Genomic DNA, 15,255 nt, shown 5'->3' with positions numbered 1-15,255 from the left:
AGCGGCAAGGTTGTAAAGGGGGGCGAAAGCTTGAAACTGCCTGATCGGTTCGTCTGGCGTCCCCGGGACCTCCTGCGCGAACTCGGCCAAGTGCTGAACCTCGTTCCCTATCTGGCGATCCTTGCCACGCCTTTCGGCTTCGCGGTGTGGGTGATGGGCTTGGGCGGCAACGCGACGATGGAGGAGATCGAAGCGTCCTGGTGGTTCAAGGGCTACCTCGCGATGATCCTCTTCATCCCCTCCATGGCCGTTTGCGCCCTTCTCGAATGGTGGTCCCGGCGTCGCGGCTGGATGAGGGTACGAGCCGGCGTCCGCATCTTCCGATGGACGCACTTCCTGGCGGCGTTCGGACCGATCGTCGTCCTGATCCTCCTTCCGTGATCCCGCTACCCGTTCGTGTCTTGCTGAACGAATGGTTGAGTGCTTCGCGGGCCAGACGCCCGGTCGACGCCGCTTCCGACCCCTGGCCGTCCCAAGCCGACCTCACTCGCAAACAGCGTCTTACCTGCGATCTGGCAGGGCCCCGCGGCCGCGATACATGCGCTGCCTGAAGGGACCACCAACGCTGGGGTTGCGGTCCTTTCGCCGAGAGACGTAGGGATGGCGTCCCGTCGCCATCGGTCAGGCAGAGGAGAGGGGTTGGACATGCGACATCGCGATCGCGCACAGATGTTGGGTTTTGCACTGCTGGCAGCCGCCTGCCTTGCCGGCTGCAACGGCGAGGGCAAAGACGGCGCGGCGAAAGGGACTGCGACGCAAAGCTTGTCGTCGGCCGAGCAGGCGGAGCTCGCCAAGTCCAACGCCTACATCACGGCCGCGAACGAGAGTTCGGGTGCGTTCGGCAACGCCCTGGCGACGTACCGGGACACGGTTTCTCCCAAGCTTTCCGGCAACCGCCCGCTGGAGACCTACGCCGTCGTTCCGGTTCAGCTCGTGACCAAGATCCGCACCCGTCTGGAGACTGCGGGCGCGATGCAGGGTTCGATCCCGGAGCTCGACCCGGCGGCCCGCGACTATGCCGCCGCCATCGCCGCCTTCGAGCCGGTCAACAACGGCCTGTCCAACTATGCCCAATCCAAGGGCTTCCTGACGGACGGCGGCGCCAAGGCGCGGGCGGAGGACCCCGCCTTCGTCGCATCGCTCGCCAAGGTCGCGGACGCGGAGACCGTCTTCTACGACAAGATCGAGGCGCGCGACGAGCGTCTGATGCGCGAGGCCTACGACAAGGCGCCGGAGGGTAGCGTGGAGCGCTACCGCGCGGGCATCGTCCTGCGCGGCAAGGCGGCCATGAAGGAGGCTCTGACCGTCTTCACCGACCCGGCCGACCTCGCCACACGCCAGGCGTTCGCGAAGAATCTCGACGAGATGGCGGGGATGGTCGAGAACTGGGACCGTGTCGTCAGGGCCGAGAAGCCGGAAGGATGCCCGGCGCTTCAGGGGAGCTTCAACTCCGTGATCGCGGACGGACGCAAGGCGGTCCAGAGTGCCGGGGAGGGCCGGTTCGATCCGAACTCCGGCACGCCGTCCTTCATCCTGCAGCAGGATTACAGCCGCCTCCAGCAGAACTTCTCCATGATGATCCTCCAGCTCAACCAACCCTTCTCCTGCTGAAGGGCGGGGTCTTCGTCGGCCATGCGAAATGGGGGGCGCCGGGAACCGCGCCTGCGAGCCAGATCCGCGTTCGGCCCGTTCGGAAGGACGCGGAATGCAGGCCGGTGGAAAGAACGGTCTTTGCGGGATCGAACTGAAAACCCTGTTCGCAAACTCTGTGGGGTCGGTTCGACGGTCCTAATTCCGCCGTCACGCCAAGGCGAACCATCCGCATGGGCCGCTGCCCCTCCTCGCCCGTGCGCCCTCGCCCCCCTCGAGTTTGGCGCCTCGCGACCCCCGAAAATCCTTCGCCGGCCCTGCGCCGCCGAGTTTCCAAACAAGCCTCCAGGGATGTCATGCGCCGCCAGCTTTCTTTCATCGGCCTCGTCTCGCTGCTTCTCGTGTCCGTCGTCCCGTCGAGCGCCTCCCAGTCGCAGTCGGGACGCTACGGCCCACTCGCGCTGATCGTGCGCGACGACGGGGCGGTCCACGGCGTGTTTGCCGAGCAACGGCTCGGCAACGGCACGGCGGACGCGCCGCAGTTCGGCTGCCTGTTTCTTCTCGAGGGCCGTATGGAGGGTGAGCGGGCGCGCGTGGACACGTGGTTTCCGGGCGAGGTCGAGCATATTCGCGGAGAGCTTCGTCTGGGCGCGGCGCCCAGCCTTCGGCTCGAGGAAAACCACGGCGGCTGCCTGATGGCGAGCGGCGACATGAAGGATGCGCCCTACGAACTCCATCTGGACGAGCGGCGGGCGGACTGGATCGGAGCGGGGCTCGTCACCGCCGAGCGGGCAGTCCTGCATCCCGAACCCATCGACGCGCCGGGACGCAAGCGTCCCTATCTCGTCCAGTTCGATCCCGTCGCGGTGGTGTCGCAACGTCCCGGCTGGATCCGCGTCGAGTATCTCGCAGCCGCCGGAGGACCTGTAACGGGTTGGCTTCGCGACGCGGACGTTGCCTTCAGCGCGCCGACGCGTCCCTGACGCGCCGAGCCCGATGGATCCGGTGGCTTGGGTTCGACCGTGGTGGTCGGCGTGCCCCTGGCCGTGGCAAGCACAGCCTGCTGGTCCATGGAGCCCGGCGATCGTCGGTCGCCTCGTCTTTCCAGCCATGCCGGGTGGCGGATCGCACGCGCCCGGGTGGATCGTCCCGCGAGACGATCACGGAGCCGTTGCCGGTGTCTCGGGTCTTCGCCCCGCACCAGCTTTACGGCAAGATGGGCGGGGAGATCGGATGGACCGCGAATGCGGTCTTGCGTTCCATGCGGTTCGATCGGCCGCCCGACCCGGCACGGGGCGACGTTGAACGATGGTGCGACGAGCGCATTTGGCGGCGGCAGGCGCCAAGAGCCTGTTTGGAAACTCGGTCGGGTCGGTCCGACGGTTCTTTTTCGCCGTCACCCCAGGGCGAGACACGCCGCGCAAGCGCGTCAGTGCTGCGCAAGCGCATCAGAGCCGCGCGGGCGCGGCAGATGTTTCGCCCGTCCGCATGGACCGTTGCCAATCCTCGCCGATGCGCCCGCGCATCACTCAAGTTTGGCGCCTCGCGACGCACCGAAATTCCTTGCCGGCCCTTCGCCGTCGAGTTGCCAAACCGTCGCTAATGGCCTCACTTCAACCGACGAGGATATTCCATGAAGCTTGCCATCCCGCTTCTACCCATCATGGCGTTTCTGGCCGGTGCGTGCGTGGTGCCGGCAAATGCGCAAGGCCCGGAGACCGTCGAGGTCGGCGGTGATCCCGAGCTCGATGCCTGCGCCAGCCTCGGGCGGATCGCCCGGCTCGACCCGAAGGGCGACAACTTCCTTTCGGTCCGCGAAGGTCCGAGTTCGAAGCACCGGGAACGCGATCGCCTCAGCACCGGCGCACTCGTGACGATCTGCGACGAACGCGGTCCCTGGCGCGGGATCGTCTACCCCGCTCCTGGGACGGAGGCTGATTGCGGCGTGTCCTCTCCGCAAGCAACGCGCTCGCCCTATCGCGGCCCTTGCCGCTCGGGCTGGGTGCATAGCCGCTTCGTGGACGTCGTCGCGGGATGAGGCGCCAGGGGTCGAGGACTTGGATCGTGCGGACAAGCCCGGCCCTCATGCCTCTGGCCGCTGTCGTCTGACTGAATGCCAGGAGCCTGATCGATGCTTACGGTGCAGGGCCTCCCTACTACACGCGCGCGCGACCAACATGGACAAGTGGACCGATCCCCTGCCATGGCTCCTGCCCCGCCCGGGGCGCCGCGACACGATCGCACCTGGCATCCCGATCAGGCTCCGCCGATCATGCCGATCGTCGCGCGAGCGAAAATTCCCGCCGATGCGCCGACCGACGCGATCACCCAGAGTTTGGCCACTCGAGTGCCAGCCGTGGTCAGGATGGCGATGCCGGGCAGGTCGAGCGGATGGACGAGCCAACCCGCCGCACGGTTGACGAACTGGGCGTCGATCTCGCCGGCGGCCTTCTGGTCGGCCATGGCGCCGAGGGCTGCAACGCCGCCGCCAAGATACTTGCTCAAGGTCGGCGTGATGAGGCGCGGATCGATCCCGAGCCAGTCGAGGGGCGGTGAGAGCAGCCAGTTCAGGCCGTCGAGGCCGCCGGCCGCCCGTACCGCAGCGATGATGCTGAGCGAGAGCGCCATGATGGGGATGGACCCCGTGGCGATCCGGAAGGCTTCGCCGCCGGCGCGGTTGATGATCGCGAGAATGCCACGCGCGTCCTCCACGATCGCATGACGCGCGACGGCGTCCTCGCCCGGTCCCTCGCTCGACAGATGGCGGCCGAAGACGTGGTAGGTCATCGTCGCCGCGATGAGGCCGCCCAGCAACGAGATCGCCAGGAACCGTCCGACGTCGAGCCCGAGCGCGGCCATGGGAAAGACGACGTTGGCCTGCCCCATCGCCAGGACCATGGCGAAGGTCGTGGCGAGATGTCGGTCCGAGACGCCTTGCCGATCCATGGTGGCGAGCGTGGCGACCGGAGCTGCGAAGCTGACGAAGCTGACCTGCAGGAGCGCGATGATGCTGAGCCCGGCCAGCCCGAAGGGACGCAGGGTCGGGGCGAGGAGCCGCGTCAGTCCGTCGAGGAGGCCCGCCGCCTCCGCCAGTCGCATGATCGAGAGCATGACGACCATCACCGGGAGGAGCGTGAAGAGCGACAGCTCCACCGCCGAGCGCCCGGCCGCCATGATGGTGCCGATGATGTCCATGGCCGGGGACCCTGCCGCCGCGCGCGGCTCAGGCGTCCCGATCGACGGCGAAGGGCGACCAGGCCTGGCGCTGGGACATGATCTCGAGCCGGTTGATGGCGATGTGCGCCGGCAGGGTGGCGACGTAGACGATCTGGTCCGCGATGTCTTCCGCCGTCAGCGGCGTGGTGTCGCGATAGACGGCGTCGGACGCTGCCTGATCGCCGCGCGTGCGCACCAGCGTGAACTCGGTCTCGGCCGCGCCCGGCGCGATGTCGGTCACACGCACGCCCGTCTTCAGGAGATCGCAGCGCAGGTTGAGGCTGAACTGCTTCACGAAGGCCTTGGTCGCCCCGTAGACGTGGCTGCCGGGATAGGGCCATTCGCCCGCCACCGATCCGATGTTGATGATGCTTGCGCCCTTGCCCGTTTCGATCAGCAGCGGCAGGACGGCATGGGTCGTGTTGACGAGGCCCGTCACGTTGGTGTCGATCATCGTATGCCAATCCGCCAGCGCGACGTGCGGCGCCAGTTCCGGCGCGAGGGCGAGGCCCGCATTGTTCACGAGCGCGGTGATGCTCCGGAAGTCCGCCGGCAGCGCGTCCACCACGGCCTGGACGGCCGCGGCATCGCGCACGTCGAGCGCGGCGATGTGGACCGGCACCTGATCGTTCAGTTCGGCCGCCAGTTCCTCCAGTCGCTCGACGCGGCGGCCGGTGAGGACGAGTGCCCAGCCTTCGCGGGCGAAGCGGCGGGCGGCGGCGCGGCCGAAGCCGGAGGTCGCGCCGGTGATGAAGGCGACGTTGGTCATGAGGGGTCCTTCGGGTCGAATGGTCTCGGCCGCGCGGGCGCGCGGCGCAATGGCATGCGGGGAACGAGGCGGCCGGACGGTCGGCGGGCGTCAGTCCATTCGCTCGAGAAACTTGCGCACCCGCTCCGAATCCGGGTTGCCGAAGAACTTCTCCGGCGGCGCCTTCTCGATGATGAGGCCCTTGTCGAGAAACACGACCTGGTCGGATACGGCTCTGGCGAAGTCCATCTCGTGGGTGACGACGATCATCGTGTACCCTTCCGCCGAGAGGTCGCGCATCACCTGCAGCACCTCGCCCACGCGCTCCGGGTCGAGCGCCGAGGTCGGCTCGTCGAAGAGGATCACCTCCGGGCTCATGGCAAGCGCGCGAGCGATGGCGACGCGTTGCTTCTGTCCGCCGGACAGGGTGAAGGGATAGACCTCCGCCTTGTCCAGAAGGCCGACCTTGTCCAGGAGCTGCATCGCCTCCTCGCGGGCCTGCGCCTTTGATACGCCCTTCACCTGGACGGGCGAGATCATGACGTTCTCGACGACGTTGAGATGGGGCCAGAGGTTGAAGCTCTGGAAGACCATGCCGGCCCGGGCGCGGATGGCGGCCATCTCCCGGTTGGTCATCTTGCGTTTCCTGGCTTCGTTGAAGCCGATGCGCTCCCCCGCGATGCGGATCGCGCCGCTATCGGGCTCTTCCAGCCAGTTGATGCAGCGAAGCATGGTCGACTTGCCCGACCCCGAGGAGCCCAGCACGCTGACGACCTCGCCCTTGGCGACGGTGAGGTCGATGTCGCGCAGAACCTCGAAGCCTGAGAAGCTTTTGCAGAGTTTGTGGATCTCGACGGCCGGCCGGTCAGACATTCTCGAAGCCTCGCTTGGTGCCGAGCGCGCCGGCGTTCTTCACGGCGAGCTCGAGGCAGACGGTGACGGCCCAATAGAGGGCGATGACGACGACGAAGGCCTGGGTCGGGATGAAGTACCGGGCCTGGAGCGCGTTGGCCGCTGCGGTCAGCTCCTGCACGGTGATGATGGCGAGGAAGGACGTATCCTTCAGCGCGTAGATCAGCTGGTTGCCGATCATTGGACGTGTGCGCAGAAGGAGCTGCGGCAGGATGATGCGCAGGAAGGTCTTGTGCGGCAGGAAGCCATAGGCCTTGGCCGCCTCGACCGTTCCAGGCGGCAGCACCATGCGGGCGCCCCGCAGGATCTCGGCGAAGTAAGCGCCGTGATAGATCGTCATGGCGAGGAGGCCGGCGGTCACGGCCGACATGCGCAGGCCCAGCTGCGGCAGGCCGTAATAGAGGAGATAGGCAAGCACCAGGAAGGGCAGGGCGCGCATGGCATCGACGAAGCCGCGCAGGGCGGACGCGAGGACCGCGCCTCCTTCCATGCCGTAGACGGTGAGGCAGCCGATGAGGAAGGCGCCTGCGGTGGACAGCGCGAAGATCAAGAGCGTCAGCCAGAGGCCCGACAGGACCAGGCCTCGCCCTTCCCAGAGAATCGTCCATTCGGTCATGGCGCCCTCCCTACATCGCCAGCCGGTTGGCCTTCCGCTCGGCCAGCGACTGCAGTTTGATGAGAATGCCGATAATGATCATGTAGAGAAGTCCGGCGGCGAGGATGGGCGGCAGCGGCTGGTAGGTCACGGCGCTGATGCGGTTGGTGACGCGCGTGAGATCGACGAGGCCGATGATGGCGATGGCCGGGCTGCTTTTGACGAGAAACGACATCTCGTTGACGAGGCCCGGCAGGCTGGTCGTGATCATCTGCGGCAGCATGATGTGTCGGAAGAAGGTGACGGGCGTCATGCCGCAGGCGAGCGCCGCCTCGCGTTGCTCGCGCGAGAAGTTGAGGAAGGCGGTGCGCCAGATTTCGGCGTTGAAGGCGGTCGTGTTGAGCGTCAGCGCGAGGATCGCCGCCGCCGTGCGGTCGAGCGGCATGCCGAAGCGGGGTGCGGCCAGGAACAGAAAGAGCGCCAGGGTGACGAGCGGTGTAGCGCGGGCAAGGCTCGTATAGATCGCGAGCACCTGATCGAGCACGGGGATTTTGGCGGCGCGCACGAGTGCGATGGCCAGGCCGATGACAAGGCCGAGAGCGATGGACACGCCTGAGATCCAAAGCGTGACCCAGGCGCCTTCCAGAAGCAGTAGCCAGGCTTTTTGCGTCATGTCCGCTCGTCGTCGCTTGAAGGGCCGGATCGGGGCCGGTCGCCCGGTGGGCGCGGCTGCCCCGGGAGGGCGAAGCTTGCCGCCGCCGCGCGATGCGCCGGCGGCGGGCGGCGGCGGCCGATGGCCTCAGTTCAGGCCGGCCAGCTTATGGAACTGATCGACCTCCGTGACCGGTTCGGTCGGCAGGTCGGGGAACGCTTCGCCGAACCACTTCGCCTGAAGGGCCGCCAGCCTGCCATTGTCGCGGACCTCCTTCATGAAGGCCGTTGCAAATTCGAGAAGTTCGGGGCTTTCCTTCGGCATCGGCCAGGCCGCGAAGCCCGCGCCCGAAACGGCGATGCCCTTCTCGAACACGTCGCCGCGATTCTTGACGAGATCGTTGATCGAGATCAGCGCGTTGACGACGTAGTCGAGGCGACCGTTGGCAAGGTCCGCATAGGCCTCCGGATAGGACTGGTACTCTACGACTTCGCCGATCTCGCAGCTCTTGTCCGCCATCATCTTCTTGAGCTCCGGCAGGCGGGCCAGGAGCGCGCTGCCGGCTTGGAGGCCCACCGTCTTGCCGCAGAGGCTGGCGATGTCGCCGATCCGCTCGTCACCCTTGCGCTTTACGTAGAAATGCTGGGCCGAGGCGAAGGGCGGGGCGAAGTTGAAGACGCGAAGCCGGTCGTCAGTGACCAGCGCGCCGGTGAAGGCCATGTCGTACTGGCCCGACGAGACCGAAGCCAGGAGGCCGGTCCAGGGCAGGATTTCTTGGCGGACCTCGACGCCTTGGCTCTTCGCGAAGGCCTGCAGGTCTTCCAGAAGTTCCTTGTGGAAGCCTTCCGGCTGGCCGTCGACGATGAAGTTGAACGGGGCGTAGTCGTCTTCCGTCGCCACCGTCATGGCGCCCTTGGCCTTGATGTCGGCCATGTCGGCGTGGGCGGTGGACAGGGACGACAGAACGGCCCCTGCCAAGGCAAGCCCGCGCAGGAGATTCAACGGCCTCACGGCGTTCGCCATCGTCGTCTTCGGCATCGGGGGCTCCTGTTCTTCGAAACGCTCTGGGAAAGCGGGCGGCAGGTCGAGGGAAGTGCTGCCGGAATGAGCGGATCATAGGAATGCCTATTCCGACAGCGATAGGACCAGTTTTGCAATGCGCTCGTGTCAGGTTGCGTCGCACTGTCCCGGCGCCGCGCACGGCAGGGTTCTCCTGCATTCAGATGTCGCTCTGGCCCCAACCGCCGACGAAACTGGTCCTATCGCCGGACAAAATCCCGCTCCTAGGATCGCGGACAACCGGCGGCGACACCTGGAGACGGGGGATTGCTGCCTGCACGATCACATCCCGCCGGTTGCGGGACAGGACCTTGACCCATGCATGCTGCACATCCTGCAGGCAGTCTGGGCGCCTCCGAGCCGGGAGCGCCCCCGCCCCGCTGCCCAAATCCTCGGCGGACCGAACGTGGAGCCCGCCATGCACGCTTCCGGCAGGTGTCAAGCACGACGCTTGGGATCTGGCGGGCTGGCGCGGTTTTTGCATGCTTTTCCTCCGCAGGTGATGCGGAGCCAGAGATGATCGACCACTTCCTCCCCGTCCGCTTCGAGGCGGGGCGTGGATTGCAGGAACAGCTGCGCGAGGCACTGGTCTCCGCGATCCTCGGCGGCGGCTTTCCGGCCGGTGAGCCACTGCCGTCCTGCCGCAAGCTGGCGGACCAGTTGCACGTTTCCCGCAACACCGTGAACCTCGTCTACGAGAGCCTTCTCGACAGCGGCTATATCGTCAGCCAGCCGCGCCGCGGCTTCTTCCTGCATCCCGCCTATGCCGAAGGGCCAGCCGCGGCAGCGGGCCGCCACGCATCGGAGGGCGAGGAAGACGCCGGGGCGGAGGCGAGCGAGGCCGGCGCGCCAGACTGGGAGCGGCGCTTCAAGCTCCGGCCCGGCATGACGTCGGGCGTCTTCCGGCCGCAGGACTGGGCGCGCTTCCCCTATCCTTTCGTCTACGGCCAGCCGATGCGCGACCTGTTCCCGCTGGAGCGCTGGCGCGAGGCCTCGCGCAAGGCGCTGCGCCGCGAGACCGCGCCGTCCTGGCTGCACGACCGGTTCGACCGCGACGACGACATGCTGGTGGAGCAGTTGCGCACACGCGTGCTTCCGAAACGCGGCATCTGGGCCAAGCCCAACGAGATCCTCGTCACGCTCGGCTCGCAAAACGCGCTCTATCTCATCGCCGCCCTTCTCATGAACGGCCAGACGCGCGTGGCGATGGAGACGCCGGGCTTTCGCGATGCGCTGTCGATCTTCGAACTGCACGGCGCCGATGTGCAACTCCACCCGATGGACGAGGACGGCATCGTGCTCGCGCCCCGCATGGCCGAGTGCGACTATGTCTACCTGACGCCGAGCCACCAGGTGCCGACCGGCATCGTGATGAGCTCCGAGCGGCGCGACCGGTTGATGGACGACATCCGCCGCAACGACCAGATCCTGATCGAGGACGACTACGACGCCGAGCTCAACCTCGATCGCGACGCCCTTCCGGCGATCAAGGCGGGCGATGCCGGTGGGCGCGTGATCTATCTCAGCAGCCTGTCGAAGCCCTTCTCGCCGGGTCTGCGGCTCGGCTACCTCGTCGCCGATGCGGAGCTGGTGGACGAACTGCGGTCGCTGCGCCGGCTGATGTACCGCCATCCGCCGCTCAACAACCAGCGCATGATGGGCGAGTTCCTGGCGCAGGGGTACTACGACGCGCATCTGCGGTCCTTCCGCGCCGAGCATGCCCGCCGGCGCGATCTCCTCCACACGGCGCTGAGCCGCGACCTCGATGCGTGCCGCCAGATCGGCTCGCCGACGGCCAGCGCCTTCTGGCTCGCGGCGCCCGGCGCGATCGACACGCGAAAGCTCGCCTGGGCCGCCGCGCGCCAGGGCGTCGTCTTCGAGTATGGCGAGCAGTTCTTCTTCGAGGGCGCGGCCCCCACCAATTTCATGCGCCTCGGCTTCAACGCCATCGAGGCCGACCGCATCGGCAAGGGGGTCGAGCTTCTCGCGCAGTCCCTGGACCGCATCTGACCATCAACCGGGCGAGTCGCCCTGATCCGTCCACACCGTATCGCCGCCGAACCGTCCGTTCGGCGAAGGCGGCCTCGCCTGCCGCATCCAACGCCTTTCAGGAGACGACCCGCCTTGGCCCACGAATTCACCGTCCAGTCCGACGCTCCAGCGCTGATCCGCAACCAGTCGCTCGACACTGAGGCCGTGCGGCAGGCCCGGATCGATCTGGCCGCCTGCTTCCGAATGGCGGCCCGGCTCGGGCTTCAGGAGGGCATCTGCAACCATTTCTCGGCGGTGGTGCCCGGCCATGACGATCTTTTCCTCGTCAACCCCTACGGCTGGGCCTTCGCCGAGATCAGCGCTTCCAAACTCCTGATCTGCGACTTCGCGGGACATGTGATCGCAGGCGAGGGCCAGCCGGAGGCGACGGCCTTCTACATCCACGCCCAGTTGCACAAGGCGCTGCCCCGCGCGACGGCCGCCTTCCACACCCATATGCCCAATGCGACGGCGCTTGCCATGACGGAGGGCCCGCCGCTCGTCTGGGCCGGACAGACGGCCCTCAAGTTCTACGGTCGCACGGCCGTCGACGAGGACTACAACGGCCTCGCGCTCGACGAGAGCGAGGGCCAGCGCATCGCCGGCACGATCGGCGAGGCCGACATCGTCTTCCTAAAGAACCACGGCGTCATGGTGCTCGGGCCGACGATCGCCGAGGCCTTCGACGATCTCTATTATCTCGAGCGCGCCGCCGAGGTGCAGGTGAAGGCCATGTCGCTCGGCCGCCCGCTGAAGCCCATCGCGCCCGCCATCGCCGAGCGCGCCTATCGCCAGATGCGCGAGGGCGACCCGGAAAGCGCGCGGCTGCATCTCGAGAGCGTCAAGCGTCAGCTCGCCCGCTCCGAACCCGACTTCATGCACTGACGACAGTCCCTCCCTCTCCCGCTTTCCGGAAGGCCACGCCATGAACGCCGTTCCTCAGCCCAACGACCTGCGCCCCATCATTGAAGCCGACCGCCGGCATGTCTGGCACCATATGCTCCAGCACAAGCCGCTGGAGACGAACGATCCGCGCATCATCGTCGAGGGCAAGGGCCTGAAGGTCTGGGATGCGGCGGGCCGGGAGTATATCGACGCACTGTCCGGCGGGGTCTGGACCGTGAATGTCGGTTATGGCCGGACCTCGATCGCGGACGCCGTGCGCGACCAGCTCGTACGCATGAACTATTTCGCCCAGTCGGCGGGCTCGATCCCGGCCGCGCTCTTTGCCGAAAAGCTTCTCGAGAAAATGCCGGGCCTGTCGCGCGTCTACTTCAACAATTCCGGCTCCGAGGCCAACGAGAAGGTCTTCAAGATGGTGCGCCAGATCGCGCAGCGCCATCACGGCGGAAACAAATGGAAGATCCTGTACCGCGAGCGCGACTACCACGGCACCACGATCGGCACGCTCGCCGCAGGCGGTCAGCCGGAGCGCGCGGCCATGTATGGCCCCTATCCCGATGGCTTCGTCATGGTTCCCCACTGCATGGAGTACCGCAAGCAGTGGGATGTCGAGAACTACGGCGAGCGCGCGGCCGACGCCATCGAAGAGGTCATTCTGCGCGAAGGGCCGGAGACGGTCGGCCTCCTGTGCCTGGAGCCGATCACGGCGGGTGGCGGCGTGATCGTGCCGCCTGAGGGCTATTGGGCGCGCGTGCAGGACATCTGCGCCAAGTATGACATCCTCCTCCATATCGACGAGGTGGTCTGCGGCCTCGGTCGCACCGGCACTTGGTTCGGCTACCAGAACTTCGGCATCCGGCCGGACTTCGTGACCATGGCCAAGGGCGTCGCCTCGGGCTACGCGGCCATCTCCTGCACCGTGACGACCGAAGCGGTGTTCGAGATGTTCAAGGACGGGGCCGATCCGATGGCCCATTTCCGCGACATCTCGACCTTCGGCGGCTGCGCGGGCGGGCCGGCGGCTGCGCTCGAGAACATGCGCATCATCGAGGACGAGCATCTCCTCGAAAACTGCCTCGCCATGGGAGCCCGCCTTCGCGCCAATCTGGTGGCCCTGAAGGACAAGCACGCCGTGATCGGCGACGTGCGCGGAATGGGACTTTTCCAAGGCGCGGAACTGGTGAAGGACCGCGCGACCAAGGAACCGGTGGACGAGAAGAGCATCGCGCGGGTGATCGCCGAGACCACGGCGCGCGGCGTGATGATCGGCGCCTCCAACCGCTCGGTGCCAGGGCTGAACAACGTCCTTTGTCTCGCCCCTGCACTTGTCGCGACTGCGGCCGACATCGACGCGATCACCACCGCGATCGACGGGGCGCTCTCGGTGGTATTCGCTTGAGCGGCTACTGGCGGGTCACTTCAAGCTCGTGAGACTAGCCATTCAGTCGTTCGGGTTTGAGTCGACAATAGCGTCGTCGTCTTTGTTGATTCATCCCGTCCATTTCGATCGATCTCTACGCTCTATCGCGTTTCTTTCGATGCGGACTGCGGCGTGGCGCGTCCTTCACGTCGTAACGACGACGGGTTCCTGACGGGCGCCACGACCCTTCAACCAAAGTCCGAAAGTGCGCATGACCTCGACCATGGGAAAGCAGTGTGTCAAACTTCTCATCGCCAATATCCTGTGACCGAACTCATTCGGTCCGCCCGTAACCTCGAAGCGATCTCACTTACGGGACGATAGCGGCCACGAATGGCAGCTTACGCTGGTTCCCGCCCGAAAGGGGACCGTCCGAAAACCACCCCGCCCAGTCGTTGGAACGGCCACTGCCATATTTTTGGAGGCGGCCGTTCCGCGCCAACCCGTAGCGATGCCAGCGAGGGCTACATCTCTTTGCCCCCAGCCAGCGTCGTAAGGGTCGTTCCGGCGGCACCTTGCCGATGGTGCTATAGGGGTCGAGTCTTTGCCCTTCCCGTCGCAGGAGGGCTTGGAGCCATGTCGATGTCATGCGCCGATGCTGGCACGGAGCCAGTTCGTCGGTTCGAGGTGCGCTCGGGCCGTCGGCGCGCTCGCGCATTGCCATGCGCTCGCCCATTCCCAGCTCTTCACTTGGCGTCGCCAGCTTCGCGGAACGGTGAAGGACGCCGATCGACACTCGCCTTTCTTGCTGGCATCAAAGCCAGCCACGGAGCAGCGCTTCGTGCCGTTGGTGGTCGCGGCACCGAGCCCTGAAGCGCCGGGGCGAGGCAGGACGCGACGCCCGTGTTCCGTCGGCAGCACAGTGTCTGCGGTCGAGCGCAAGATCGACGGCGTGTCTGTGCGGCTCGCTCCGTCGCGCAACGTCGATTAGGGCCTTTCAGCGGCGGCCTTCCGCCAACCTCTCCCGCCTCCCCTAGTCGTGGTCATAGCCCTCCCCGGCCCTGCTTTCCTTCGCCCAGGCCTGCATCCCTTCCCGGACCGCGACGCCGAATCTCAACGCATATCGCCCACACCAGACACTTGCGTTCAATTGGCATTGCAGTATGCTTTGCATCATAAAGTGTTCGGGGGATAGGATGTCTGAACTGAAGGACGCGCTGGCCGATATCGAGGCGATCCGCCGGCGGATGGCGGCCGGGACCGTGTTCAGAGGGTTCGGGCCGCTCGCGCTCGGGGCGACGGCGCTCGTCGCGCTCGCCACCGCGACGCTCCAGAGCGTGTTTCCGCCCGGCACGCCGCTGGCCTTCTTCGTGGCCTGGATCGTGGCCGCGATCCTCTGCGCCGCGTTGATCGCGGCGGAGACGGTCGTGCGCACGGGCCGCACCCATGGCGGCCTCGCCGACGCGATGCTGCATCAGGCCATCCAGCATTTTCTTCCCGCCGGGGTCGCGGGCGGCGTGTTCGCCGCCGTGATCGGCCGCTTCTCCCCGGACAGCGCCTGGTTGATCCCCGGCCTTTGGCAAGTGCTGGTGGGGCTCGGCGTCTTCGCCGCCGCGCCCTCGCTTCCCAAAGGCGCCGTGCTTGGTGCCGCGTGGTATTTCGTCTGCGGTTTCGGCGTGATGATGATGATGGCGGCGCGGCCGGGAGAGCTGTCGCCCTGGGCCATGGCGCTTCCCTTCGCGATCGGCCAGACCATCCTCGCCCTGGTGGTTCGTCGTGCGGCGGAGAATGGCTATGACGAAATCTGAAGCGCCCGCCCCCTTCGCCTATGACGGGCTCGATCGCGTCATCCACGAAAAGGCCCGGCTCGGCGTGATGACCTCGCTGGCCGGCCAGCCTAAGGGCTTGGGCTTTGCCGATCTCAAGCGTCTCTGCGGGCTGACCGACGGCAATCTCAGCCGCCATCTCCAAGTGCTGGAGGAAGCCGGCTTCGTGCGCATCGACAAGAGCTTTTCGGGAAAGCGACCGGTGACGACCTGCGTCCTGACCGACAAGGGGCGCGAGAGCTTTCTCGACTATCTCGCCATCCTGGAACAGGTCGTGCGCGATGCCGCCGCCGCGTCCAAGCGCAGCCCTTCCGATCTCTCGGTCAAACCCGCTTAGAGCTTTTCTCGGCGAAGCGGCTACGC

15 protein-coding genes are annotated in these 15,255 nt (G+C 66.6%); 9 read left to right on the top strand and 6 right to left on the bottom strand.

Annotation, left to right across the window (positions count from 1 at the left end):
• Window positions 1-30: 30 nt before the first annotated feature.
• From AUL32_RS17475 to AUL32_RS17460, 4 genes are all read left to right on the top strand, one after another.
• The gene (locus AUL32_RS17475) at window positions 31-381 is read left to right on the top strand and encodes a hypothetical protein (RefSeq protein WP_061978388.1); all 351 of its coding nucleotides are present in this window, start codon (window positions 31-33) and stop codon (window positions 379-381) included.
• 264 nt (window positions 382-645) lie between these two features.
• Window positions 646-1,611, top strand: coding sequence for a DUF3829 domain-containing protein (locus tag AUL32_RS17470; RefSeq protein WP_062117719.1), 966 nt, complete (start codon window positions 646-648; stop codon window positions 1,609-1,611).
• A gap of 335 nt (window positions 1,612-1,946) precedes the next feature.
• A complete protein-coding gene (locus tag AUL32_RS26050; RefSeq protein ID WP_062117716.1) occupies window positions 1,947-2,573 on the top strand; it encodes a hypothetical protein in 627 nt (208 codons plus the stop codon).
• Between the two features lie 650 nt (window positions 2,574-3,223).
• Window positions 3,224-3,628, top strand: coding sequence for a hypothetical protein (locus AUL32_RS17460; protein WP_062117713.1), 405 nt, complete (start codon window positions 3,224-3,226; stop codon window positions 3,626-3,628).
• Window positions 3,629-3,846: 218 nt separating this feature from the next.
• Here the strand turns inward: AUL32_RS17460 and AUL32_RS17455 are convergent, their stop codons facing one another.
• From AUL32_RS17455 to AUL32_RS17430, 6 genes are all read right to left on the bottom strand, one after another.
• Window positions 3,847-4,785, bottom strand: coding sequence for a hypothetical protein (locus tag AUL32_RS17455; RefSeq protein ID WP_062117710.1), 939 nt, complete (start codon window positions 4,783-4,785; stop codon window positions 3,847-3,849).
• 28 nt (window positions 4,786-4,813) lie between these two features.
• Window positions 4,814-5,575 (bottom strand): SDR family NAD(P)-dependent oxidoreductase, encoded by a 762-nt coding sequence (locus tag AUL32_RS17450; RefSeq protein ID WP_062117707.1) that lies wholly within the window; start codon window positions 5,573-5,575, stop codon window positions 4,814-4,816.
• Between the two features lie 90 nt (window positions 5,576-5,665).
• Window positions 5,666-6,427 carry an amino acid ABC transporter ATP-binding protein gene (locus tag AUL32_RS17445; RefSeq protein WP_062117705.1) on the bottom strand — a complete coding sequence of 254 codons (762 nt, stop codon included), beginning with the start codon at window positions 6,425-6,427 and terminating at the stop codon, window positions 5,666-5,668.
• A complete protein-coding gene (locus AUL32_RS17440; protein ID WP_062117702.1) occupies window positions 6,420-7,082 on the bottom strand; it encodes an amino acid ABC transporter permease in 663 nt (220 codons plus the stop codon). Before AUL32_RS17440 ends, AUL32_RS17445 begins: the two co-directional genes overlap by 8 nt.
• Before the next feature lie 10 nt (window positions 7,083-7,092).
• A complete protein-coding gene (locus tag AUL32_RS17435) occupies window positions 7,093-7,734 on the bottom strand; it encodes an amino acid ABC transporter permease (protein ID WP_062117699.1) in 642 nt (213 codons plus the stop codon).
• A gap of 126 nt (window positions 7,735-7,860) precedes the next feature.
• The gene (locus AUL32_RS17430) at window positions 7,861-8,751 is read right to left on the bottom strand and encodes a transporter substrate-binding domain-containing protein (protein WP_082659779.1); all 891 of its coding nucleotides are present in this window, start codon (window positions 8,749-8,751) and stop codon (window positions 7,861-7,863) included.
• Between the two features lie 537 nt (window positions 8,752-9,288).
• Here AUL32_RS17430 and AUL32_RS17425 point away from each other — a divergent pair.
• From AUL32_RS17425 to AUL32_RS17405, 5 genes are all read left to right on the top strand, one after another.
• Window positions 9,289-10,782 (top strand): aminotransferase-like domain-containing protein, encoded by a 1,494-nt coding sequence (locus tag AUL32_RS17425; protein WP_062117696.1) that lies wholly within the window; start codon window positions 9,289-9,291, stop codon window positions 10,780-10,782.
• Window positions 10,783-10,896: 114 nt separating this feature from the next.
• The gene (locus AUL32_RS17420; RefSeq protein ID WP_062117693.1) at window positions 10,897-11,688 is read left to right on the top strand and encodes an aldolase; all 792 of its coding nucleotides are present in this window, start codon (window positions 10,897-10,899) and stop codon (window positions 11,686-11,688) included.
• Between the two features lie 40 nt (window positions 11,689-11,728).
• Window positions 11,729-13,105, top strand: coding sequence for an aminotransferase family protein (locus AUL32_RS17415; RefSeq protein WP_062117690.1), 1,377 nt, complete (start codon window positions 11,729-11,731; stop codon window positions 13,103-13,105).
• A 1,157-nt stretch (window positions 13,106-14,262) separates the two neighbouring features.
• Window positions 14,263-14,874, top strand: a complete 612-nt coding sequence (locus AUL32_RS17410) for a hypothetical protein (protein WP_062117687.1) — start codon at window positions 14,263-14,265, stop codon at window positions 14,872-14,874.
• Complete coding sequence (locus AUL32_RS17405) at window positions 14,861-15,229, top strand: winged helix-turn-helix domain-containing protein (protein ID WP_062117684.1); 369 nt, start codon at window positions 14,861-14,863, stop codon at window positions 15,227-15,229. The genes AUL32_RS17410 and AUL32_RS17405 overlap by 14 nt, the downstream gene beginning before the upstream one ends.
• The last annotated feature ends 26 nt before the right edge of the window (window positions 15,230-15,255 follow it).

This window comes from Aureimonas sp. AU40 (assembly GCF_001463785.1).
Classification (GTDB): Bacteria; Pseudomonadota; Alphaproteobacteria; order Rhizobiales; family Rhizobiaceae; genus Aureimonas.
Note: the sequence above shows the minus strand (reverse complement) of the source record. Positions and strands in the feature narration are given on the sequence as shown.